This window comes from Kitasatospora sp. NBC_00070, from assembly GCF_045041205.1.
GTDB lineage: Bacteria > Actinomycetota > Actinomycetes > Streptomycetales > Streptomycetaceae > Kitasatospora.
Window position 1 is genome coordinate 7,311,101 of record NZ_CP108247.1, and the last position, 20,733, is coordinate 7,331,833.

The following is a 20,733-nucleotide window of genomic DNA, read 5'->3' on the forward strand; positions in this document are numbered from 1 at the left end:
CAGCGCCCGACCGGACGGAGGCAGGTGCACGTGATCCGAGTCCTCGTCGCCGACGACGAGCCGCTGATCAGGGCGGGCATCAGGATGATCCTGACCAGCGCCGAGGACATCGACGTGGTCGCCGAGGCGGCCGACGGACAGCAGGCGCTGGAGCTGGCCAGGGAGCACACGGTGGACGTGGTGCTGCTGGACATCCAGATGCCGGTGCTGGACGGCCTGACCGCGCTGGCCGAACTGCCCCGCTACGCACCCGGCGCCAGGGCCCTGGTGCTGACCACCTTCGGAGAGCGGGAGAACGTCCTACGGGCCGTCACCTCCGGCGGAGCGGGCTTCCTGCTCAAGGACACCGCCCCCGCCGAACTGATCCTGGCCGTCCGGGCCGCCGCCCGCGGCCACGCCTTCCTCTCCCCGGCGGCCACCCGGCACATCGTGGACAGCCTGGCCGCCACCCCGGCGGCCGGCGCCCGGGGCGAGGCCGCCCGGCGCCGGCTGGCCACCCTCTCCGCACGCGAGCGCGAGGTGCTGGACCTGCTCGGCGAGGGCCTCTCGAACGCCGACGCCGGCACCAGACTGCACATGAGCGAGGCCACCGTGAAGACGTACGTGAGCCGCATCCTGGCCAAGCTCCGGTGCGACAACCGGGTGCAGGCCGCGCTGCTGGCGCGGGACGCGCTCTCCTGACCCCTGCGCAGCGGGGTCTGACCGGAGGTCAGCCGACCTCCACCGGGGAGGAGGCGCCCGGGACGGTCAGGCTGGGCGCGCCGGTGCCGTCGGCGGGGACGGACCAGACGTCGGTGCCGTGGCCGTCCGGGGCGGGGAGGGCGTAGGCGATGGTGCCGTCGTCCAGCCAGGCGGCCTGGTCGTCGACGCTGTGCGGTTCGGCGAGGGGGTGCTCGGTCATGGTGCGGAGGTCGAGGACGTAGAGCCGCCAGGGCGAGTCCGCGCCCTCGGTGACCCGCTTCTTGAAGGCGATCCGGGTGTTGTCGGGGGAGAGCGAGGGGCACTCGACGTTCTCCCGCAGGGCGGTGGCGGACCAGGTCGCCAGGTCGCCCTGGACCAGGTAGGTGCGGCCCTTGGTGGCGACGGTCGCGTAGAAGCGGTTGTCGTCCTTCGCGAAGGTCACGCCCCAGAAGTTGACGTCGGGGGCGTGGTAGCGGGCGCCGTCCATGGTCAGCGGGATCTGCTCCATGGACTTGATCAGGTAACCCGTGTTCAGGTCGAGGATCGAGGTCCGGGTGGAGAACGCGGAGGTGGCGTAGGAGTCACCGGTGGCGAACATGGTCCAGCTGAGCATCCGTCCGGAGGCCGACACCCGGGCCCGGTTGGGGATGCCGGGGAGGGTGATCCGCTGGGTCTCCCGCAACCGGCGGTCGAGCACGACGGCGTCGGCCCGGGCCGGCAGGCCGGGGAGCTGCTGGAGGCAGAGGGCGGTGTCCCCGGCGGCGTGGAAGCGCTCGCAGGTGGGGCCGCCGACGACCGGGGCGGCCGCCGGGGCCGGTTCCCGGTACGCGACCCGGCCGGTGCCGGCGTCCCGGTAGTAGAGCCGGGGGCCGGCCAGGGTGAACGAGGCGTCGGCGGCGGCCTGTCGGGGCTCGGCGTGGTCCCGGGCCCGGAGCACGTAGCCGAGCGAGCCGCCGCCGAGCAGCAGGACGGCCAGCAGGACGACCGCGAGGCGGAGGCGGGGGGAGAGGGCGTTCACGAGGTGGTGGTCCTTTCCGGCTGTGCGGGATTCCTGAGCAGCACCCAGCCGCCGGTCAGGGCCACCGCGAGCAGGGCCGCCGCCGCGTAGAGGGCGGGGCGTTGGCCCCAGAGGGTCCAGGCGGCGCCGAACCCGGCGGTGCCGAGCAGGCGGGTCAGGGCCTGGCCGGTCTGCAGCAGCGCCAGACCGGCGGCCCGGCCGGTCGCGGGCAGGACCGGTCCGGCGAGGGCCATCAGCACGCCGTCGGTGGCCGCGTAGAAGACCCCGAGCAGCGCCAGGACCAGGACGATCGCCATCGGCCGCAGCGGGGTGAGCAGCACGGCGTACACCCCGAGCAGGGCCAGGTGGCCGAACAGGAAGGGCAGTCGGCGTCCGAACCGGTCGGCGATCCGGCCTGCCGGGATCGCCAGCAGCAGGTAGCTCGCGGCCACGCCGAGCGGCAGCAGCGGGAACCAGCCCGGGGAGAGGTCGAGTTGGCGTTGCAGCAGGAGATAGACGAAGGAGTCGCCGATGGTGGCGGCGCCGAGCAGGGCGGCGGCGGCCAGGATGCGTCGGAAGGCGGGGTCGCGGAGCGGGGCGGTCGCCTTGGCCCGGACCGGATCGTCGAGTCGGACCGGATCCTTGAGCCGGACCGGAGCCGGCCGGGCGCGCGGGGGTTCGCCCGGCCCGCCGGGGACGTACAGCAGCAGGACCAGCACGCCGAGCAGCCCGATGCAGAAGCTGACCACGAAGACGGCGTCGTACGCGTCGGCGGTGGCCCAGAGCACCGCGAACGCCACCAGCGGGCCGAGCAGGGCGCCGGTGGTGTCCATGGCGCGGTGCACCCCGAACGAGCGGCCGAGGGTCTCGGGCGGGCCGCTGAGCGAGATCAGCGCGTCCCGGGGGGCGGTCCTGATGCCCTTGCCGACCCGGTCGGCGGCCAGTGCGGTGGCCAGACCGGCCGTCGCGCCGCCGGCCAGCAGCAGCCCGAGCCGGGAGCAGGCGGAGAGCAGGTACCCGATCCCGGCGATCCGCTTGTGCCGACCGCTGCGGTCGGCGGCGTGCCCGCCGACCAGCCGGACGACGGCCGAGGCGGCGTTGAACAGGCCGTCCAGGAAGCCGAACTGGAGCGGCGAGAGCCCCAGACCGAGCACCAGGTAGAGCGGCAGGACGGCGGTCACCATCTCCGAGGAGACGTCGGTGACCAGGCTGACCGTGCCGAGCGCGAGGACGGTCGCGGGGATCCGGCGCCCCGCCCCGCCGCCGGTGGGCGGCGGGGCGGGTACGTCGTCCCGGCGGCCGGTGGTCGCCAGGTAGGTCATCAGTGGCAGCTGTACTTCGGGCTGGTGTCCTTGACCTTGCCGTCGGTGCCGACGTACGTCCAGCCGTAGCCGGTGTCGGTGAAGTCCAGCTTCAGCACGCCGTACTCGCCGCTGATCCGCTTCTGGCTGTTCGGCTGGACGGTCTCGATCGCGTACGGCTCCGCGCCGCCCATCCCGCCGACGATCTCGACGATGCCGGCCGAGGTGGCCTTGCCGTCCGGGTCCTGCGGGGCGAACCGCTCGTAGTGGTGGTCGTGCCCGTTCAGGATCAGGTCGGCCTTGGCGGCGTAGAGGATCTTCCACACCGGCTTGGAGACCGGGTCGTTGCCGTGCCCGCCGGAGGAGTACAGCGGGTGGTGCCAGTAGGCCGCGATGCAGGACTTGGCGTTCTTCGCCAGGTCCGCCTTGAGCCAGTCGATCTGGGCGGTCTGGTCGAAGGAGTTGGAGTCGAGGGCGATGAAGTGCCAGTTGCCCTCGTCGAAGCTGTAGTAGCTCTTGCCCTGCGGGTAGGCGATCGCGCCGAAGTACGCCTTGTACCCCGCCAGCGAGCCCGCCGGGTCGTAGGTCTCGTGGTTGCCCGGGATGGGGTGGGTCTTGGACTTGAAGGCGCCCCAGCTCTTGTCGTAGTAGGCCCGGTAGTCCTCGATCCGGGCGTCGTCGTACTGGTTGTCACCCATCGTCAGGTAGAACTTCGGGTTGATCTGCTGGGCGAGCGCGGCCGTCTTCGGGTGGGCGCAGGCGCTGTCCGAGGCGGTGCACTGGGCCGCGATGTCACCGGCCGCGACGACGGTGAAGGCACCGGTCGGCGTGGTCGGGGAGGAACTCGGGCTCGGGGACGGGGTGGGCGTGGGCGTCGGGGTGGTGGTGCCGCCGAAGTTGCCGTACACGTCGACGCCGAACAGCGAGTAGCCGTACGCGGTGCCCCGGGCGGTGCCGTAGACGCGCAGGTAGCGGCCCTTGCCGCTGAGGCCGGTCCAGTCGTCGGTGCCGCCGTTGCCTGCGGTCTCGTTGGCGAGTCTGGTCCAGGTGCTGTTGTCCTCGGAGATCTCGACCCGGTAGGTCTTGGCGTAGGCCGCCTCCCAGGTGAGGTTGACCCGGCTGACGGTGGCGCTGCTCCCGAGGTCGACCTTGACCCACTGCGGGTCCTTGGCCTCGACGCTGGCCCAGCGGGTGGCCGGGTTGCCGTCGAAGGCGTTCTGGGCGGCGTAGGAGGAGCCCTCGGTGGAGGAGGCGGTGGCGGGCTTGCCGGTCGAGATGACGGTGTCGACGGCGGCCCCGGCCCGTTCGGGGGCGACCAGCAACAGGCCGCTCACCAGCAGCAGTACGGCGGCGAGGACGGTACCGACCGTGCCGGGGCGGGTGGTTCCGGGCATTCGGCGGGAAGGTTGGAGCTGAGGGTGCAGGCGCATGACTGAACTCCCTGGCCTGGGAAGGGGGCGAGAGCTGGGCACCGGAGCGGACCGCCGCGCCCCGGACGAGGGCGGGCGTTCCGGCGGCCGGGTCAGAGCTCTCGCTGAGCACGTCATGACCTGATGTCAGGGCACCGCGCCGGGCCGCCGCCGTGAATGCTAGCGGTTAGGAAAGTTTCCTACCAGTGCTCGATCCGCTTTGGTTCCAGGCCCGTTCGCCTCCGGGGGTCAGTGCCACTGGGAGGATGCGCCGCTGCCGCCGAGGGCCCAGACCAGGAGCAGGATCAGCCCCACGACCAGCAGTACCATCAGCGCGCAGCCGGATATCCCGGTCAGCCGGGATGCTCTCTTCTCGCTCACCCGCCCATCTCAGCCGGGTGGTCAACGAACAGTCAAGTGTGCCTTCCGGTACGAACGTTCAGCGTTCGGCGGCCACCCGGGCGAGCGCCGACTCGGCCCGGTCCAGCTCGGCGGTGAGCGCGGCCCGCAGGGTCGGCAGCAGATCCAGTGCGGCCCTGGCGGCCTCCGGCGGGGCGTCCGGGTCGGCCCGGACGGCCGCCACCGCCGCCTTCAGCGGCATCGGGGTGAGCGCGGTCTCCCAGGCGGCCCGGTGCTCGGCGGTGGCGTAACGGGAGGTCAGGAACTCGAGCGGGGTGAGCGCCAGGCCGTCCGTCCGGTCCGGCTCGGCGAGCCGGTGCTCCGGGAGCAGCCAGGCGATGCCGTCCCGGGCGATCAGCTCGAAGGCCCGGTTCTCGTCCGGGGCGGTCGACTTCCCGAGGGTGGCGGCTGCCAGCAGCCGGGTGAGCATCCGCTCCTCCCGCTGGTCGGCGGTGCGCTCGGGGAACGGCCGGTCGCCGATCATCTGCTCCAGGTGGTACCGCTGCCCCCAGTTGCCCACCCAGCGGTGCAGCGCGCCCGCCCGGGTCTCCCGGATCGCCGCCAGCGCCAGCGCCCGGGTGGTCAGGTCGCGCCGGGCCAGCACCGTCGCGTTCTCCGGCCCGTCCTGGGTCAGTGCGGACCGGACCGCGGACACCGCCGGACCGTCGTACCACCGGAGCGTCCAGCTCTGCCGGGCCGGGTCGTACAACGGCTCGACGCTGGTGCGGTGCTGGGTGCCGAGCCGCTCGGCGAGCCGGCGCAGACGCGCCTCACGTGAGGTCTGGGGCATGAGCGCACCCTAGCCAGCCGACCCCGGCGCGCCGTGCGACCCGCCCGGCGGCTCACCCGTCCTGCCGCACCCGCCGTGGCTCAGGCGCAGCGCCGCTCGCCGAAGCCGATCCGCTGGAGTTCCAGGGCACCGGGCCGGGAGAGCAGGACGGTGCTGGCGCAGCCGTCCACCGGGCCGGCCGTGGCGGCCAGCCGGGCGTGCAGGCGGGCGGTGGCCTGCCGGTGCCGGGCGAAGGCGTAGGCGGAGACCCGGCGGCCCCGGGCCCGTTGGCCCTGCTTGGCCTGGAGCGGGCTGCTGTCCAGCACTATCAGGTGCAGCCGGCGGCCCTGCCGGGCGGCGGTGCGGGACAGCCAGCCGCGCACCCAGGGCAGGGTGCCGCAGTCGTGCACCACCAGCGGACCACCCGTCAGCAGGGCGCGGCGCAGCCGCAGGTAGTGCCGCAGCCGCACCAGCGGCCGGTAGAGCGCGTACGGCAGCCAGCCGGGCAGGCGGGCCGCCCAGTGCTCGCGGCTCTGCTGGGAGTCGATCACCGGTGCGCCGGCGCAGCGTCGCATCAGGGTGCTCTTGCCGCTGCCGGGCAGACCGGAGACCACCACCAGGTCGTCGGCCGGGTAGTGCAGCACCGCCGGGGTGGGCCCCCGGCGGAGGTCGTGCAACCCGTGCGGTCGCAGCGGCTCGGGCCCACCCGGCCCGCGCGGCCCCCGGGGCCGGCCGGGCACCCGCGGGCCGGCCACGGTCGTCCGGACGGGGCCCGGACTGGCGGTCTCGTGCACTGCCCCTCCTCCACGATCCCGAAGACCTGCCCTGATCGGGCCCGCCTTCACCAAGAAAGAGTAATGGGCCGGGCCGACGGCGGACCGGCCCGTGTCCCACCGGCACCCGCCCGCAGCGGCTTCGGGACCGGGTCGTGACGTTGCGGAGGACACCGTGGCCGGACTGTTGCCGTTTCCTTGCGGTGCGAATGATCTTGGCTGGCGGGTTCGTGGCATTCTGGTCGGTCTCGGACGGGCAGACAGTGGGCGGGGTAGGGGGCGGTACGGATGAGGTTCTGCTTTCTGGTGGAGGAGCAGTACCGGAACGACGGCATACCGGTGGACGTGGTCCGGCAGCTGGCGGACTGGGGCCACCGGGTGGACGTGCTGCGCCCGGGCGGCTCGCTGCTCGACCTCGGCCGCCTGGTGCGGGCGGGCAGCCATGACGCGTGGGTGCTGAAGACCGTCTCCGGCGGCCCGGGGCTCGGCCTGCTGGAGGCCGCCGCGGCGGCCGGGCTGACCACGGTGAACGACGCCCGGTCGATCCGGTGCGTCCGGGACAAGGCCAGCGCGGCGGTCCGGGCGGCCGGTCTTGGCCTGCCGGTCCCCGAGACCTGGGCGGCGGCCCGGCTGTCGGATCTGGCGCAGATCCCCGCCGACCGCTACCCGCTGGTGGTGAAGCCGGCCGAGGGCAGCCAGGGGAGGTCCGTGCACCGGGTCGACGATCCGGGGCAACTGGTGCTGGCCGCCGGTGAGTTCGCGGGCGAGGGGATGCTGATAGCGCAGCCCTGGGTGCAGAACTCCGGCATCGACCTCAAGGTCTACTGCGTGGACGGCGAACTGTTCGGCACCGAACGGACCTCGCCGCTGGTGCCGGGCAAGCGGAAGGAGCGGCCGGTGCCGCTGAGCGCCGAGGTGGCCGCGATCGCCGCCGAGGTCGGCGCGGTCTACGGGCTCGACCTGTACGGCGTGGACGTGGTGATCGGCCCGGACGGGCCGATCGTGGTGGACGTGAACGACTTCCCGAGCTTCCGTCAGGTGCCGGACGCGGTCCCCCGGGTGGCCCGGGCGATCATCAACCTGGCCCGGCGGGGCGCCGCGTCACCGGCCACGGTGCTGCCAGTGCCCCGGGTGGAGCTGGACCCGGTGGGCGGGGGCGTGCGGTGAGGGTCGGTGTGATCGCCCGCGACCCCCGGCACCCGCTGCTGACCGCGACGGCGGCGCTGCTCACGGCGGTCGGGCACTGGGTGGAGTTCGCCGCCCCGGACCCGGCCGACCCGGCCGACGTCTACCTGCTCAAGGCCCGCACCCCCGCCGCGCTGGCGTTGGCCCGGCGGCTGGAGGCGGCGGGCGCGGTGGTGCTCAACTCGGCCGCCGCCACCGAGCGTTGCCAGGACCGGGCGCTGATGGCCGAGCTGGCGGGGACGGCGGGGCTGCCGTTCGCGCCGTCCCTGTCGCCGAACGCGCTGCGCTACCCGCTGGTGGTGAAGAGCCGGCACAGCCGCAAGGACGACCTGGTGGCCAAGGTGCTGGACCGGGCCGAACTGGACGAGCTGCGCCGGCAGTGGCCGGACGAGCCGCTGATCCACCAGGAGTTCGCGCCGGGCGACGGCTGGGACCGCAAGCTCTGGGTGGTCGGCCGGCAGGTGTTCGGCGAGCTCCGCCGCTCCGAGCTGGCGGCCGGTTCCGGCAGCGAGAGCTGGACCGTCCCGCTGGAGCTGGCCGAACTGGCGCTCTGGGCGGGGGAGGTGTTCGGTCTGGAGATCTACGGCGTGGACGTGCTGGAGGTGGACGGCGAACCGCTGGTGGTGGACGTGAACGCCTTCCCGGGCATCCGGGGCCAGTTGGGGGCCCCGGAGGCGCTGGTCCGGCTGGTGCAACGGCAGGTCCCGGGCCCGGCCCGGGAGGGCGCCCGCTGGCTACGCGGGGCGGGCGGTGGCTGGGGGCAGTGACCCGTCGAGCCAGGCCGGGGTGCGGAAACTGCCGCCGTACATCGGGAGTTCGATCTGTCCGCCGTGGCGGGCGAGCTGGTCCCAGGGACGGTTCAGCCCGGTGGAGCCGTACCGGCGGACCCGGGTGACCGCGTCCAGGTCGAGCACGTCCACCAGGATCTCCTCGCCCGGGCCCGCCTGCTGGCGCACCATGCCCTCCGGGTCGACGATCGCGCTGCCGCCGACGGCGGCGGGGTCGGCGGCGTTCACGTTCACCACGTAGACCTGGTTGGTCCAGGCGTTGGCCCGGGCGCAGACCAGCTCCAACTCCCGGTCCCTGGTGGGGGTCAGGGTCGGCTGGACGATCACCTCGGCACCGAGCCAGGCGAGCTGGCGGACGGTCTCCGGGAAGGAGCCGTCGTAGCAGATCGCCAGGCCGATCCGGGTCAGGCCGGGGATCTCGAAGACCACGAACTCGCTCCCCGGGGTGGCCTGTTCGTACGGCTGCCAGGGGAAGATCTTGCGGTAGCGGGCGACGATCTCGCCCTGCGGGGAGACCGCGACGGCGGTGTTGTGGACGGTCCCGTCCGGGGTCCGCTCGAACAGGCTGCCCGGGATCAGCCAGAGGCCGGTCTCCACCGCCAGCGCGCAGATCCGGTCGGTGAGCGGCCCGGGGATCGGGACGGCGACCCGCTCCATCCAGTCGGCCGGGGCGTCCGCCAGCAGTGGCCCCTCGGCGGCCAGCAACAGCTCGGGCACCACGACCAGTTGGACGTGCGGGAAGAGCGCCCGGGTGGACCGGACCTGGGTGGCGAAGCGCTGCCAGCTCGCCTCGGGGTCGTACGGGACGGGGCTGGTCTGGACGGCGGCGACGGCGAGTGTGCGCATGGTGCTGATCAGTCCTCGGTGACGGTGAGTCGGGTGACGGCGGTCCGGCCGTCACGGAAGAAGCGGCCGAACCGGGTGCGGGCGGCCAGCATGGCCAGCGCGCCGGTGGCGATCGAGCCGACGCCGAGCAGGAAGACCCCGCCGACGCCGTGGAAGGAGGTGCTGCCGTAGCCGGGGTCGTACATGTCGACCGCGCTGCGGACGAACGCGGCCAGCATCGCCAGCCCGCCCAGCAGCGGCAGCACCCCGCGCAGCAGCAGGTCGCGCGGGGAGTCGCGGAGCCGGGAGCGGAAGTACCAGACGCAGGTGAGCGCGGTGGTGCCGTAGTAGCAGGCGATCAGCAGGCCGACGCAGAGGATGGCGTCGCCCAGGAAGGCGCCGGGGAGCAGCGTGAGCAGGACCAGCAGGGCGGCGGTGGCGGTGCCGAAGAAGACCGTCCCGAAGCCGGGGGTGCGGTGGCGCGGGTGGATCCGGGCGAACGCGGCCGGCAGGGCGCCGTGCGCGCTCATCGACAGGGCGCCGCGCGAGCTGCTGACCAGGCTGGTGAGCAGGGCCGAGACCGCCGAGACGCAGACCGCCAGCTGCATCACCTTGGCGAGCGCGGTGCCGAGCACCGGCGGGGCGAGGGTGGCCAGGACGTCGCCCGCGCTGTCCGGGTTGCCCAGGCCGATGCCGGTGTCGCCCGTCCCGGCGTAGCCGATCGCGGCGAAGGCGGTGAACAGGTAGCTGCCGAGCAGGATCAGGGTGGAGATGACGGCGGCCTGGCCGGAGACCCGGCTGCCGTCCCTGGTCTCCTCGTTGGCGGTGATCAGCGCGTCCCAGCCCCAGTAGATGAACAGGCAGAGCAGCACCGCCTCGGCGAAGGAACCGAAGTCGGCGAAGCCCAGCGGGTCGAGCCAGGCCGGCGAGGGCGCCTCGGCGCCGGGGCGGAGGAAGGCGGCCACCCCGAAGCCGAGCAGCGCGAACAGCTGGAGGCCGAGCATCACGTACTGGACCGAGGCGGCCAGCCGCAGGCCGCGGTGCGCGGTCGCGGTGGCGCCGGCCAGCAGCAGCAGGGCGGTCACCGCGACCGCCGCCTCGGAGTCGGCGAGGCCGGTCAGGCCCAGCAGGTCCAGCAGGTAGGAGGCGCCGACCCGGGCGAGCGCGGCCATCGCGAGTTGGGTGGCCATCTGCGGCACCCGGCCGTTGGCCAACCAGCCCACCGAGGGGCCGAAGGCGCGGGTGGTCCAGACGAAGCCGGTCCCGCAGTCGGGCATTTCCCGGTTGAGCTCGCGGAAGGCGAAGGCGGTGAGCAGGATCGGGACGAAGCCGAGCAGCAGGGCGGCCGGGGCCAGCTGACCGACGGTCAGGGTCACCAGCCCCAGGGTCACCGCGATGCTGTAGGCGGGGGCCACCGAGGACAGCCCGAGGGCGACCGCGGCCGCCAGGCCCACCGAGCCGCCGCGCAGTCCCTTGTCGGTGGTGCGGGTGGCCGGTGGACCCGGTCTGTCCTCGACGTCGGTCGGGTTCGTCGTCATGGCGCGCTCCTCGGGGTTGGCCGCTTGTTAAACGTGGATTTAAGAGGAGTGCGTCGCTGTGGTCAAGGGCTGGAGCGCTATTGTTAAACCGGAAGAGAACACGGCAGGGACGGAGGCCGACGTGGCGGCGAAGAAGGGCAAGGGCGGCGAGGCCCGGCGGGCCGAGCTCGGCGAGGCGGTGCAGCGGGCGCTGCTGACCCGGGGGCTGGAGGGGCTGCGGCTGCGCGACATCGCCGAGGAGGCGGGGGTGACGCCGGCGGCCGTGCTCTACTACGGCGACCTCGACGGGCTGGTGCACGCGACGTACCAGCAGGCCATCGAGCGCTACAGCCAGGAGCGGGAGGCGGCGGCCGACCGGTTCGCCGACGCCCGGGACAAGCTCGCGGCCTGCATCGACAACGGGGTGGCCGGCGGGCCGGAGGACGCGCTGACCCGGCTGCTGTTCGAGTACTGGCCGCGCTGCCTGCGGGACGCCCGGGCCGCGGCGCTGGACAGTGCGCTGACGGAGCGTCAGATCGCGGTCTACGCGGGCATTCTGGTGCTTGGTCAGGCGCAGGGGCACTTCACCCTGAACGACCCGCCCCGGCTGCTGGCGGCCAACTTCGTGGCGATGGAGGACGGGTACCAGATGGAGGTGCTGGCCGGCCGCCGGACCAGGGTCGAGGTGATCTCCGCGCTCGGCGCCTACGCCCGCGCGGCGACCGGCTACGACCCGGCGAGCCGGAGCTGACCGGGCCGGCCCGCCGACGTCCGCCCGCCCTGGTCGCCCGCCCTGGCCGACGCCCGCCCGGCCGGGGCCCGTGGGGGCTCCCGGCCGGGCGGGCGGGGTGGTTCACCAGGCCGGGACGACCTGCTCGCCGGTGTCGGCGCGGTGGACGGTGATGGCCTCGACCGGGCAGAACTCGGCCGCCTCGGTGAGCCGGTCGAGCTGGACCGGGGTCGGGGTGAGCAACTGGACCCGGCCGTCCGGGCCGAGGGTCAGGTCGGCCGGGGCGGTGACGGCGCAGCTGCCCGTGCCGACACAGCGGGTGCGGTCGACCCGGCTCTCCAGCGGGGCGCTCACCAGGTGACCGGGAGGGTGAGCGGGCTGCGGGTGAGCAGGCCCTCGCGCCACTCGATCTGCTCGACGGGGTGGGCCAGCCGGAGCTCGGGCAGCCGGGCGGCCAGGCTGTGCAGACCGGACTCCAGCTCCATCCGGGCCAGCCAGGCGCCGAGGCAGTGGTGCGGACCGGCGCCGAAGGTCAGGGTGGGCGCCTCGGCCGCGGCGAACAGGTCGGGCCACTCGCCCTCGCCCGCCACGGTGTGCACCGCCGGGTCGTGGTTGGCCGAGAAGGTGTCGGCGGCGACCACCGCACCGGCCGGGATGGTGACCCCGCCGATCTCCAGCTCCTCGGTGGCCCGCCGGAGCATCCCGGGCAGGGCCGACCGGTCGCCCAACGGGATGGTGCGCAGCAGCTGTTCGGTGGCGGCGCCGGCCTCCTCGCGGGAGGCGCCGATCCGGGCCCAGGCCGCCCGGTCCTCGGAGAGCAGGAAGACCAGCGCGTTGCCGAGCGTGGTCATGGTGGTCTCGTGCCCGGCGACCACCAGGCCGAGCACCAGCTTGGTGAGCTGCATCTCGGTGACGCCGTCGGTCTCGTCGGCCGCCTGGACCAGGCTGCTGACCAGGTCGTCGCCGGGGTTCTTGCGCCGCTCCAGCACCAACTCGAAGCAGAAGGCGCCGAATTCGGCCATCGCCTGCTGGATCTCCTCGGCGGTGTAGGCCGTGGTGGAGAGCGCGTGGTCGCTCCAGTCGCCGAGCTTGCGCAGGTCGAGCCCGTCCAGGCCCATCAGCCGGCTGATCACCGCGACCGGCAGCCGCCGGCTGTAGGCGGCGACCACGTCGGCGGGGGCGGGCTGGGCCACCAGCTCGTCGATCAGCTCCTCGATGACCGTGGAGACCCACGGGCGCCAGCGCTCGATCGCCCGTGGGGTGAAGGCGCGTTGGACGGTCCGGCGGAGCTTCTGGTGCTCGACGCCGTCGATGTTGAGCAGGCCGTCCGGGTCGTCCAGCAGATTCGGGATCACCGAGAGCGCGGGCGCGTCCGGCGCGTAGAGCGAGGCCCGGTCCAGCCGCGGGTCGGTGAGCGCCTGCCGGACGTCGGTGTGCCGGGTGAGCAGCCAGGCCGGGGTGCCGGTGGGGAGTTCGGTGAGCCGAGGCGGACCCGGTTCGGCCTGGCGCAGGCAGTGCAGGGGGACGAGGGGAGCGGTGGTCATGACTGCTTCTTCCTCTGCTGGTGGTGCCGAGGGGTGCGGGGCCGGGGGACGGGGCGGACATCGACGGAGCGAGTCCGGGCCACCACCGACCGTAACCTCCCGGTGCCGCGTCCGACAGGGCGTGAACCGGCCAAGCGGGCGCGCCCTTTCGGTCAGCGGGCGCGCCCCGTCGACTGCCGCCCCGTCAGACTCCGTTCTCGGCCGGCAGTCGCCCGCTGCGGACCGCCGCCACCAGGTCGGCGTGGTCGGCCTCGGTCCGGTCCGCGTACGCCACCGCGAAGGCGGCGATCGCCTCGTCCAGCGCCTCGTTCTTGCCGCAGTAGCCGGAGACCACGGCCGCGTCCACGGTGTGCGCGTGCGCCCGGGCCAGCAGCGCACCGGTCAGCCGGCCGTAGTCGTCGAGCTGTCCTGGCTGCAGTGCGGCCGGGTCCACGCTGCCCTTGCGGTTGCGGAACTGCCGTACCTGGTATGGGAGTCCGTCCACCGTGGTCCAGCCCATCAGGGTGTCGCTGACCACCTGCATCCGCTTCTGGCCGAGTACCACCCGCTGGCCCTCGTGCCCGACCGGACCGGCCACCGGGTACCCGGCCCTGGCCAGGTGCGGCAGCAGCACCGAGGGGCGGGCCTCCTTGACCTGGAGCACCAGGGCCTCGCCGCGCTGGTCGAGCAGCAGCACCACGTAGGAGCGGGTGCCGACACTGCCGGTGCCGACCACCCGGAAGGCCACGTCCTGGACGCTGTACCGGGAGAGCAGCGGGTGCATCTCGGCCGGGACGGTGCCCAGGTAACCGGTCAGCGCGGCGGCCACCGCGCCGGCCGTGCGGTCGTCGACCTCGCTGAGCACCGGCGGCGCCGGGGTGAACCGGTGCCGGCCGTCCGGGTCCTCGACGGTGGACCGGGAGGCGAACCGGGCGCTGGTGTTGCGCAGCGCCTTGGCGGCCACCGCGCTGATCACGTCCTGGAGTTCGTGCGCGTCGGCGACGCTGACCAGGTGCTCGTCGGCGATCGCGTTCCACGCCTCTATCGCAGGCAGCGCGGACAGCACCCGCATGGTCCGGCGGTAGGAGCCGACCGCGTCGAACGCGGCGCTGCGGCACTCGTCCTCGCTCGCGCCGGCCTGACGGCCCGCCAGCACCAGGCTGGCGGCCAGCCGCTTGAGGTCCCACTCCCAGGGGCCCGGCACGGTCTCGTCGAAGTCGTTGATGTCCATCACCAGCCGGCCCCTGGCGTCGCCGTAGAGGCCGAAGTTGGCGGCGTGCGCGTCCCCGCAGAGCTGGGCGGTCAGACCGCTGGTGGGCCCCGTGGTCAGGTCGTGCGCCATCAGCCCGGCGGAGCCGCGCAGGAAGGCGAACGGCGAGGCGGCCATCCGGCCGGTGCGGATCGGCACCAGGTGCGCCAGCCGTCCGACGTTGGCCGAGCCGACCGCCTCGACCACGTCCGGCCGGTCGGGCGGCAGCTCCAGCTGGTGGTGCGACTCGCGCGGCGTCTTCTCCCGCAGCCGCTTGCCGCGCCGTCTCGCCCCGCCCTGCGGCGGCCACGCCGCGAACCCCTCGACCTCGAAATCCCGCACTTCGACCCCTCCCGTACCCGGTTGACCGGAGGTACGGTACCGCGCGCCGGGCCCGCCGAGCAGGCACGTAGCATTCCGGTATGGCCCATGACCTCGGCGCGCTCGGTGACTCCTTCCACGACTTCTGGCGGGAGCGGCACCTGGCCACCTTCACCACGCTGCGCCCGGACGGCAGCCCGCACGTCGCCCCGGTCGGGGTGAGCTACGACCCGGAGGCCCGGATCGCCCGGGTGATCACCAGCGGCAGCAGCCGGAAGGCGCGCAACGTGCTGGCGGCCGGGGAGGCCGGGCTGCGGGTGGCGGTCTGTCAGGTGGCCGGCGCCCGGTGGTGCACGCTGGAGGGCACGGCGGTGGTCCGGTCCGAGCCGGCGGCGGTGGCCGAGGCGGAGCGCCGGTACGCGGAGCGGTACCAGGCGCCGCGGGTCAACCCGGCCCGGGTGGCGATCGAGATCACGGTGGAGCGGGTGCTCGGCCGGTTCTGAGCGGTTCTCGGCCAGAGTGAATGACGGGACGTTTATCGGCTGTTGAGCCGGGCGGGGCAGCATCTGCGGAGTCGCAGACCCGTACCGTCAGATGCCGTCAGATTGCGAAGCCCTCACCGTGAACGAGCAGGAAACCGCCAACTTCCAACGGCTGCTGGACCGGCTGGCCGGCTACTTCGAGGCGGACCGCACGACGGTCCGGAGCGGTGACCCGCTCCGGACCGAACAGGCTTTGCCGGTCGGTCAGTTGACCGCGACCGCGGACCAGGCCGCGGCGACCGCCGCGTACTCGGTGCTGCCGGCCCCGTAGAGGTCGGTGGCGGCCTTGAGGGTGGCGGTGCGGGCGCCCGCGTAGTTGGTGCCCGACGTCATGTAGACCGTCAGCGCGCGGTACCAGATCTTGCCGAGCTTGTCCCGGCCGATGCCGGAGACGGTGGAGCTGTTGCAGGTCGGGCTGTCGTAGGGGACGCCGTTGACCACCCGGCTGCCGCTGCCCTCGGCCAGCAGGAAGGCGAAGTGGTTGGCCACGCCGGAGGAGTAGTGCACGTCCAGCCCGCCCACGCTGGAGCTCCAGCAGTCGGCGGACTTGGTGTCCTTGGAGGGCTTGTCCATGAAGCGCAGCGCCTCCTTGCCGAAGCCGGGCTTCACGATCTCCTCGCCGATCAGGTAGTCGCCGGTGTCGCTGCCGTTGGCGGCGTACCACTCCACCAGGGTGCCGAAGATGTCCGAGGTGGCCTCGTTGAGGCCGCCGGACTCGCCGGAGTAGGTGAGCTTGGCGGTCCGGGAGGTGACGCCGTGCGACATCTCGTGCCCGGCCACGTCGAGCGAGACCAGCGGGCCGAAGACGGTGCCGTCACCGTCGCCGTAGGTCATGCAGAAGCACGAGTCCTGCCAGAACGCGTTGTTGTAGTTGCTGCCGTAGTGCACCCGGTTGTACGCGCCCTTGCCGTCCCCGGCGATGCCGGTGCGGCCGTGCACGTTCTTGTAGTAGTCCCAGGTGACGTCGGTGCCGTACTGGGCGTCCACCGCCGCGCTGGAACGGTCGGTGGTGGCGCCGGTGCCCCAGTGGTTGTCGGCGTCGGTGAACAGGGTCGCGGGCGCCCGGCTGAAGCAGATCGAGCCGAGGCACAGGTCGGTCTTGTTGGCCGCGTCGCCGGTGTAGGTGTTGCCCCGGGTCGGGTCCTTGAGCTGGTAGGTGGAGCCGGAGACCGTCGACTCCAGCGGGACGGTGCCGCCGTAGAGCGACTGCCCGTCGCCGGTCGCGGTCTCGATGGCGTCCCAGGCGTCGATCTGCGCACCGGTACGGGCGTCCACCAGGACGGTGCGGGCGATCGGGTTGCCGAGCGAGTCCTGCCCGGCGGCGGTGGTCCGCCAGGCCAGCCGGGGTGCGCCGTGCAGCGCGTCGATCACCAACTGCGGGGTGGCGTCGGCCTGCTGGACGGCCTTGCCCGCGGCCTTGGCGGAGCGGCCGAGCTCGCCCACGGCCAGCTGCCCGGCCCGGTCGGCGGAGACGGCGGGCGTGGTGGAGCCGACGGCTATCGGGCCGGCCACCGCGAGATCGGTGGACCTGGTCGCGCCGGCGGGCGTCAGATGGACGATCAGGTCGCCACCCAGCACGGGCAGTCCCGCGTACGTGCGGTCGAACCGGACGTGCCGGCTGCCGTCCTGGTCGGTCACCACGTCCCGGACGGTCCGACCCTGGCCCGGTCCCGACAGGCCGGCCCGGTCGAGTGCGGCCTCGGCGCCGGCGATGCCCGCCGCGCGGGCGGCCGAGGCGGCGCCGCCGGACGGGACGGCCGGTGCGGCGGCGGTGGTCAACGCGCCGGCGGCCAGGGCGACCACGGTGGCGACTGCGGCGGTACGCATGCGGATGTGCATCGTGCTCCTCGGATCTCGGGGGCGCCGGACGGAGCGGGCCGTGGATCGGCCCGGTCCCCGGGCGGGAGGCGATGAGACAGACTGCGATCCGGCAGCGAACCGTCGAGCGCACGCGAGAGGGGAGGCGCTGTACGTATGGGAGCTGGAAGGGGCGGACGCTGCCGGGACGCCTTTTCTACATGTACCGGTCACGTCGTGTCCAGAGTGCGGACGCGTGGCGCCCGCCCCCCGTCGGCGTCAGGCGCCCGGGAACGCCTCCTGGATCGCGGTCCAGAGCCGGACCCGGCCGGCCAGTGCGGTGCGCACGGTCTCCGCGCAGTCGTCCCACTTCTGCTGGTCGTCGCCGCACAGGTCGATCAGCATCTGCATCGCCATCGGGGTGTGCATCTCGCCGTCCACCTCGATGTGCCGGGCCAGGTAGTCCTTGAAGACGGTGAGCACGCCGTCCGGGTCCTCGATCCGGATCACCTGCTCGAACATCTCCGGGATCAGGTCCTCGCGGCCGAAGGCGAAGGCCGCCGCCCGGCAGTGCACCGGCGCGTTCTCGATGATGCTCCAGGTGACCGAGGTGAAGTCGGCCGCCGCCGAGGGCACCTGAGCCAGCTTCAGTGCCTCGGGCACCGCGGTGCCCTGGCCCAGCCGCTCCAGGAAGGCGGTCACCGGCGCGGTGTCGGCGCCCGCCTGGCGCATCCCGTCGAGGTAGAGCTCGAAGTGGCTGATGAAGCCCTCGCCCAGCTCGTCGCTCTCCTCCACCAGTACGATCTCGTTGATCAGTCTGCGGCTGGCGGTCGGACCGGTCGGCACCCACGGCACGTCCACACTGGTGAGCTCGCGCTGCAGGCTCTTCAGCAGCGACATGAAGTCCCAGACCGCGAAGACGTGCCGCTCCAGGAAGGTGCGCACCCGGGCCTGGCTGTTCAGCTCGGCGTAGATCGCGTGGTCCACCACCTGGCGGCGCAGCGGCTCGATGGCCGCCTGCAGGCCGGACAGGCCCGGGTGCGTACGGTCCCAGCTGTAACGGTTGTTGGACATCTCTGCTCCAAGGGTGGTCAGTGCTTGAGGGTGGCGTGCACGGCGTGCCGGAGCTGCTCCCGGCCGGGCTGGAGCGCCCGGTCGAGCTCGCGGGCGAACGGCAGCACGGCGCCGTCCGGGCGGGTGATCCGGCGAGGTGGTGCGGTCAGGCGGTACTGCTCGGCGGCGGTGGCCAGGATCTCGGCCCCGATCCCGCAGCTGCGGTTGGAGTCGTCGATCACCACCAGCCGCCCGGTCTTCTCCAGCGAGGTGCCGAGCGCCTCCCAATCGAAGGGGTACAGGGTGCGCGGGTCAAGTACCTCGACCGAGATTCCCTCTTCGGCCAACTCTCTTGCCACAGCCAGGGATTCGTGCACCAGATGGCCGACGGCGACCACCGTGACATCGGTGCCGGCCCGGTGCACCCGGGCCCGGCCGAGCGGGATCACCGGCAGCGGCCCGGTGACGTCCTCCCGGACGCCGAGCGCGGCCGCCGGGGCGAACACCACCACCGGGTCCGGGTCGGCGATCGCCGACCGGAGCAGCCCGTAGGCATCGGTCGGGGTGGCGGGCACCACGGTCTTCACGCCCATGTGCGCGAACAGCCCGTACGGGTGGTCCGAGTGCTGCCCGGCCCAGCCGTCCCGGGAGCCCGAACCCGGCACCAGGCAGGTCAGCGGCACGCCGGTCTGACCACCGGTCATCAGCGAGAACTTGTGCGCCTGGTTGACCAGTTGCTCGAAGACCAGGAAGAGCAGCGAGGGGATCTGGAACTCGATCACCGGCCGCAGTCCGGCCAGTGCGGCGCCGACCGCCACCCCGGTGAAGCCCTGCTCGGAGAGCGGGGTGTCCACCACCCGGCTCGCCCCGAACCGCTTCTGCAGCCCGAGGGTGGGGCCGGCCAGACCGGCGCCGATGTCCTCGCCGAGCAGGCAGACCGCGGGGTCCTCGGCCAGTGCGTCGGCCAGCGCCCGGTTCAGTGCCTTGGTGTAGGAGAGCCAGCTCATGCCACCGCCCCCGCCCGGGGCCGCAGCCCGCTCGCGTACAGGTGGTCGCAGGCGCCGGCCGGATCGGGCACGGGTGAGCTCAGTGCGAACTCCCGTGCCCGGTCGAGCTGTTCGGCCACCTCGGCGTCGATCGCGGTGGTGTCGCCGACCAGGGCGGCGGCCGCGGTGAGCGGGTCGCGGGCGCGCCAGGCGGCCTGCTCCTCGGCCGGGCGGTAGTCCAGTTTGATCCGTCGCTCCATGGTGTGGTGTCCCTCGAACCGGTACGTCCGGCACTCCAGGAAGCTCGGACCGCCGCCCGAGCGGGCCCGGTCCACCGCCGCCAGGGCGGCTTCCCGGACGGCCTCGGTGTCCATACCGTCCACCGCCACCGCCGGGATGCCGAACGCCTCGGCCCGCCCCAGCGCGGTGCCCGCCACCGCGACGGCGGCCGGCAGGGTGGTGGCGTAGCCGTTGTTCTCGCAGACGAAGACCACCGGCACCCGCCACATCGCGGCCAGGTTGAAGGACTCCAGCAGGACGCCCTGGTTGAGGGCGCCGTCGCCGAAGAAGCTCACCACCACCCTCTGCTCACCGGCCAGTTGGGCCGCCCAGGCGGCGCCGACCGCGATCGGGGCGCCCGCGCCGACGATGCCGTTGGCGCCCAGGATGCCGAGCGAGAAGTCGGCGGCGTGCATCGAGCCGCCCCGGCCCTGGTTCAACCCGGTGGTGCGGCCGAGGAGTTCGGCCAGCAGCCGGGCCGGGTCCGCGCCCTTGGCGAGCACGTGGCCGTGGCCCCGGTGGGTGCTGGTCAGCCGGTCCTCCGGCCGCAGTGCCGAGCAGACCCCGACCGCGACGGCCTCCTGGCCGATGTACGGATGGGTGCCGCCGACGATGTCGCCGGAGCGGACCAGCTCCAGGGCCAGTTCCTCGAAGCCCCGGATCAGCCGGACCATCCGGTAGCGGTCCCGGGGGGAGTGGAGACTCATACCGCCCCTTGCCAGATCGGCGGGCAGAACTCCGGGTCGGCGTAGTCGGGGCGGCCGTCGGCGGTCCGGCGGACCAGCACGTCGTGGTTGTAGGCCACCGGGGTGCCGTCGGGGCGGGTGTGGGCGCGGTACTCGTTGGCGCCGTCCTGCAGGTGCAGCGAGACCGCCCGGCGCGGGATCCCGGCCAGGTTCGGGCCGCTGCCGTGGTAGGTGCGGCAGTGGTGGAAGCTGACGTGGCCGCGCGGGATCACCATCGGGATCTTGCGGACCTCGGCGCCGTTGTACTCGGCGTTCTCGACCAGCAGTCGCTCCAGCTCGCTGCGGTCGCGCTGGGCGAAGTGCCGGCTGGAGTCCTCCCCGGCGGGCCGCTCCCGCCAGCGGTGGCTGCCGTCCACCATGGTGATGGTGCCCAGCTCCTCCCCGCAGTCGTGGAACGGCACGAAGGCGGTGAGCATCCGCTCGGAGGTGCTGGTGGCCCAGTAGTGCCGGTCGAAGTGCCAGGGCACCTGGTTGCTCGGCTCGCCGGCGATCGGCGGCTTGTAGATCAGGGTGGACTGGAAGACCCGGATCTCCTCGGCCCCGGCCAGCAGCGCGGCGACGGCACCGAGCAGCGGCTTGCGGAGGATCCGCCCGATCGCCTCGCTCTCGTAGTGCACGTAGTCGTTGTGCCGCTGGACCGGCCCGTGCGAGGGCTCCCAGGCGGCCAGGTGCGGCGGGCGGACCGGCAGCGTCCGGTCCCGGTGGCCCTCGTAGTACTTCTCGGTGGCGTCCTGGAGAAGGTCGAGCTCCTCGTCGGTGAACACCTTCCGGGAGAGGTACCAGCCGCGCTCGGCGTACTCGGCCACCTCGTCCGGCGTCGGCAGCAGCGCGCGCTCGGCCTCGGTCAGTTCGAACTCGGTCAT

Annotated in this window: 22 protein-coding genes; 6 read left to right on the forward strand and 16 right to left on the reverse strand. The window is 73.4% G+C overall.

Features of this window, described 5'->3' with window-relative positions:
- The first annotated feature begins 30 nt into the window (after positions 1-30).
- The gene (locus tag OHV05_RS33060) at positions 31-681 is read left to right on the forward strand and encodes a response regulator (protein ID WP_405020986.1); all 651 of its coding nucleotides are present in this window, start codon (positions 31-33) and stop codon (positions 679-681) included.
- Positions 682-709: 28 nt separating this feature from the next.
- On the opposite strand, the gene OHV05_RS33065 is transcribed toward OHV05_RS33060, so the two are convergent.
- The 6 genes from OHV05_RS33065 to OHV05_RS33090 form a co-directional block, all read right to left on the reverse strand.
- The gene (locus tag OHV05_RS33065; protein WP_405020987.1) at positions 710-1,699 is read right to left on the reverse strand and encodes a hypothetical protein; all 990 of its coding nucleotides are present in this window, start codon (positions 1,697-1,699) and stop codon (positions 710-712) included.
- Positions 1,696-3,000: an MFS transporter gene (locus OHV05_RS33070; protein ID WP_405020988.1), complete on the reverse strand. Its 1,305-nt coding sequence runs from the start codon at positions 2,998-3,000 to the stop codon at positions 1,696-1,698. The genes OHV05_RS33065 and OHV05_RS33070 overlap by 4 nt, the downstream gene beginning before the upstream one ends.
- Positions 3,000-4,373: a discoidin domain-containing protein gene (locus OHV05_RS33075; RefSeq protein ID WP_405020989.1), complete on the reverse strand. Its 1,374-nt coding sequence runs from the start codon at positions 4,371-4,373 to the stop codon at positions 3,000-3,002. The genes OHV05_RS33070 and OHV05_RS33075 overlap by 1 nt, the downstream gene beginning before the upstream one ends.
- A 264-nt stretch (positions 4,374-4,637) precedes the next feature.
- Positions 4,638-4,769: a hypothetical protein gene (locus OHV05_RS33080; RefSeq protein WP_403035639.1), complete on the reverse strand. Its 132-nt coding sequence runs from the start codon at positions 4,767-4,769 to the stop codon at positions 4,638-4,640.
- Positions 4,770-4,827: 58 nt separating this feature from the next.
- The gene (locus OHV05_RS33085; protein WP_405020990.1) at positions 4,828-5,577 is read right to left on the reverse strand and encodes a hypothetical protein; all 750 of its coding nucleotides are present in this window, start codon (positions 5,575-5,577) and stop codon (positions 4,828-4,830) included.
- 80 nt (positions 5,578-5,657) lie between these two features.
- Positions 5,658-6,350 carry an AAA family ATPase gene (locus tag OHV05_RS33090; protein ID WP_405020991.1) on the reverse strand — a complete coding sequence of 231 codons (693 nt, stop codon included), beginning with the start codon at positions 6,348-6,350 and terminating at the stop codon, positions 5,658-5,660.
- 267 nt (positions 6,351-6,617) lie between these two features.
- Here OHV05_RS33090 and OHV05_RS33095 point away from each other — a divergent pair, with 267 nt between their 5' ends.
- A complete protein-coding gene (locus OHV05_RS33095) occupies positions 6,618-7,496 on the forward strand; it encodes a RimK family alpha-L-glutamate ligase (RefSeq protein WP_405020992.1) in 879 nt (292 codons plus the stop codon).
- Positions 7,497-7,504: 8 nt separating this feature from the next.
- Positions 7,505-8,281 (forward strand): RimK family alpha-L-glutamate ligase, encoded by a 777-nt coding sequence (locus OHV05_RS33100; protein WP_405020993.1) that lies wholly within the window; start codon positions 7,505-7,507, stop codon positions 8,279-8,281.
- Here OHV05_RS33100 and OHV05_RS33105 read toward each other — a convergent pair.
- On the reverse strand, positions 8,249-9,148 hold the full coding sequence (locus OHV05_RS33105; protein ID WP_405020994.1) for a carbon-nitrogen hydrolase family protein: 900 nt from the start codon (positions 9,146-9,148) through the stop codon (positions 8,249-8,251). The genes OHV05_RS33100 and OHV05_RS33105 overlap by 33 nt on opposite strands.
- 8 nt (positions 9,149-9,156) lie before the next feature.
- Positions 9,157-10,665 (reverse strand): APC family permease, encoded by a 1,509-nt coding sequence (locus OHV05_RS33110; protein WP_405020995.1) that lies wholly within the window; start codon positions 10,663-10,665, stop codon positions 9,157-9,159.
- Positions 10,666-10,786: 121 nt separating this feature from the next.
- Here OHV05_RS33110 and OHV05_RS33115 point away from each other — a divergent pair, with 121 nt between their 5' ends.
- Positions 10,787-11,395 carry a TetR/AcrR family transcriptional regulator gene (locus OHV05_RS33115; RefSeq protein WP_405020996.1) on the forward strand — a complete coding sequence of 203 codons (609 nt, stop codon included), beginning with the start codon at positions 10,787-10,789 and terminating at the stop codon, positions 11,393-11,395.
- Positions 11,396-11,497: 102 nt separating this feature from the next.
- On the opposite strand, the gene OHV05_RS33120 is transcribed toward OHV05_RS33115, so the two are convergent.
- From OHV05_RS33120 to OHV05_RS33130, 3 genes are all read right to left on the reverse strand, one after another.
- Positions 11,498-11,728, reverse strand: coding sequence for a ferredoxin (locus tag OHV05_RS33120; protein ID WP_405020997.1), 231 nt, complete (start codon positions 11,726-11,728; stop codon positions 11,498-11,500).
- Positions 11,725-12,918: a cytochrome P450 gene (locus tag OHV05_RS33125; protein WP_405020998.1), complete on the reverse strand. Its 1,194-nt coding sequence runs from the start codon at positions 12,916-12,918 to the stop codon at positions 11,725-11,727. The genes OHV05_RS33120 and OHV05_RS33125 overlap by 4 nt, the downstream gene beginning before the upstream one ends.
- A gap of 184 nt (positions 12,919-13,102) precedes the next feature.
- Positions 13,103-14,488, reverse strand: coding sequence for a DUF2252 domain-containing protein (locus OHV05_RS33130; protein ID WP_405020999.1), 1,386 nt, complete (start codon positions 14,486-14,488; stop codon positions 13,103-13,105).
- A gap of 80 nt (positions 14,489-14,568) precedes the next feature.
- Here OHV05_RS33130 and OHV05_RS33135 point away from each other — a divergent pair, with 80 nt between their 5' ends.
- Entirely contained in the window at positions 14,569-14,970 is a 402-nt protein-coding gene (locus OHV05_RS33135; RefSeq protein WP_405021000.1) for a TIGR03618 family F420-dependent PPOX class oxidoreductase, read from the forward strand.
- A gap of 118 nt (positions 14,971-15,088) precedes the next feature.
- A complete protein-coding gene (locus tag OHV05_RS33140; RefSeq protein ID WP_405021001.1) occupies positions 15,089-15,280 on the forward strand; it encodes a hypothetical protein in 192 nt (63 codons plus the stop codon).
- Here OHV05_RS33140 and OHV05_RS33145 read toward each other — a convergent pair.
- The 5 genes from OHV05_RS33145 to OHV05_RS33165 all read right to left on the reverse strand — a co-directional run bounded on the left by OHV05_RS33145 (position 15,214) and on the right by OHV05_RS33165 (position 20,733).
- Positions 15,214-16,836 carry a M4 family metallopeptidase gene (locus tag OHV05_RS33145; RefSeq protein ID WP_405021002.1) on the reverse strand — a complete coding sequence of 541 codons (1,623 nt, stop codon included), beginning with the start codon at positions 16,834-16,836 and terminating at the stop codon, positions 15,214-15,216. The genes OHV05_RS33140 and OHV05_RS33145 overlap by 67 nt on opposite strands.
- A gap of 249 nt (positions 16,837-17,085) precedes the next feature.
- The gene (locus tag OHV05_RS33150; RefSeq protein ID WP_405021003.1) at positions 17,086-17,880 is read right to left on the reverse strand and encodes a DUF3050 domain-containing protein; all 795 of its coding nucleotides are present in this window, start codon (positions 17,878-17,880) and stop codon (positions 17,086-17,088) included.
- 17 nt (positions 17,881-17,897) lie between these two features.
- Positions 17,898-18,866, reverse strand: a complete 969-nt coding sequence (locus OHV05_RS33155; RefSeq protein ID WP_405021004.1) for an alpha-ketoacid dehydrogenase subunit beta — start codon at positions 18,864-18,866, stop codon at positions 17,898-17,900.
- The gene (locus tag OHV05_RS33160) at positions 18,863-19,831 is read right to left on the reverse strand and encodes a thiamine pyrophosphate-dependent dehydrogenase E1 component subunit alpha (protein ID WP_405021005.1); all 969 of its coding nucleotides are present in this window, start codon (positions 19,829-19,831) and stop codon (positions 18,863-18,865) included. Before OHV05_RS33160 ends, OHV05_RS33155 begins: the two co-directional genes overlap by 4 nt.
- Complete coding sequence (locus OHV05_RS33165; protein WP_405021006.1) at positions 19,828-20,733, reverse strand: phytanoyl-CoA dioxygenase family protein; 906 nt, start codon at positions 20,731-20,733, stop codon at positions 19,828-19,830. Before OHV05_RS33165 ends, OHV05_RS33160 begins: the two co-directional genes overlap by 4 nt.

What these genes read in the sequence shown, in the direction of transcription:
- OHV05_RS33070 (WP_405020988.1), bottom strand. Translation starts at nt 3,000, where the DNA reads ATGACCTACCTGGCGACCACCGGCCGCCGGGACGACGTACCCGCCCCG.
- OHV05_RS33075 (WP_405020989.1), bottom strand. Translation starts at nt 4,373, where the DNA reads ATGCCCGGAACCACCCGCCCCGGCACGGTCGGTACCGTCCTCGCCGCC.
- OHV05_RS33085 (WP_405020990.1), bottom strand. Translation starts at nt 5,577, where the DNA reads ATGCCCCAGACCTCACGTGAGGCGCGTCTGCGCCGGCTCGCCGAGCGG.
- OHV05_RS33095 (WP_405020992.1), top strand. Translation starts at nt 6,618, where the DNA reads ATGAGGTTCTGCTTTCTGGTGGAGGAGCAGTACCGGAACGACGGCATA.
- OHV05_RS33105 (WP_405020994.1), bottom strand. Translation starts at nt 9,148, where the DNA reads ATGCGCACACTCGCCGTCGCCGCCGTCCAGACCAGCCCCGTCCCGTAC.
- OHV05_RS33110 (WP_405020995.1), bottom strand. Translation starts at nt 10,665, where the DNA reads ATGACGACGAACCCGACCGACGTCGAGGACAGACCGGGTCCACCGGCC.
- OHV05_RS33125 (WP_405020998.1), bottom strand. Translation starts at nt 12,918, where the DNA reads ATGACCACCGCTCCCCTCGTCCCCCTGCACTGCCTGCGCCAGGCCGAA.
- OHV05_RS33135 (WP_405021000.1), top strand. Translation starts at nt 14,569, where the DNA reads ATGGCCCATGACCTCGGCGCGCTCGGTGACTCCTTCCACGACTTCTGG.
- OHV05_RS33145 (WP_405021002.1), bottom strand. Translation starts at nt 16,836, where the DNA reads ATGCGTACCGCCGCAGTCGCCACCGTGGTCGCCCTGGCCGCCGGCGCG.
- OHV05_RS33150 (WP_405021003.1), bottom strand. Translation starts at nt 17,880, where the DNA reads ATGTCCAACAACCGTTACAGCTGGGACCGTACGCACCCGGGCCTGTCC.
- OHV05_RS33155 (WP_405021004.1), bottom strand. Translation starts at nt 18,866, where the DNA reads ATGAGCTGGCTCTCCTACACCAAGGCACTGAACCGGGCGCTGGCCGAC.
- OHV05_RS33160 (WP_405021005.1), bottom strand. Translation starts at nt 19,831, where the DNA reads ATGAGTCTCCACTCCCCCCGGGACCGCTACCGGATGGTCCGGCTGATC.
- OHV05_RS33165 (WP_405021006.1), bottom strand. Translation starts at nt 20,733, where the DNA reads ATGACCGAGTTCGAACTGACCGAGGCCGAGCGCGCGCTGCTGCCGACG.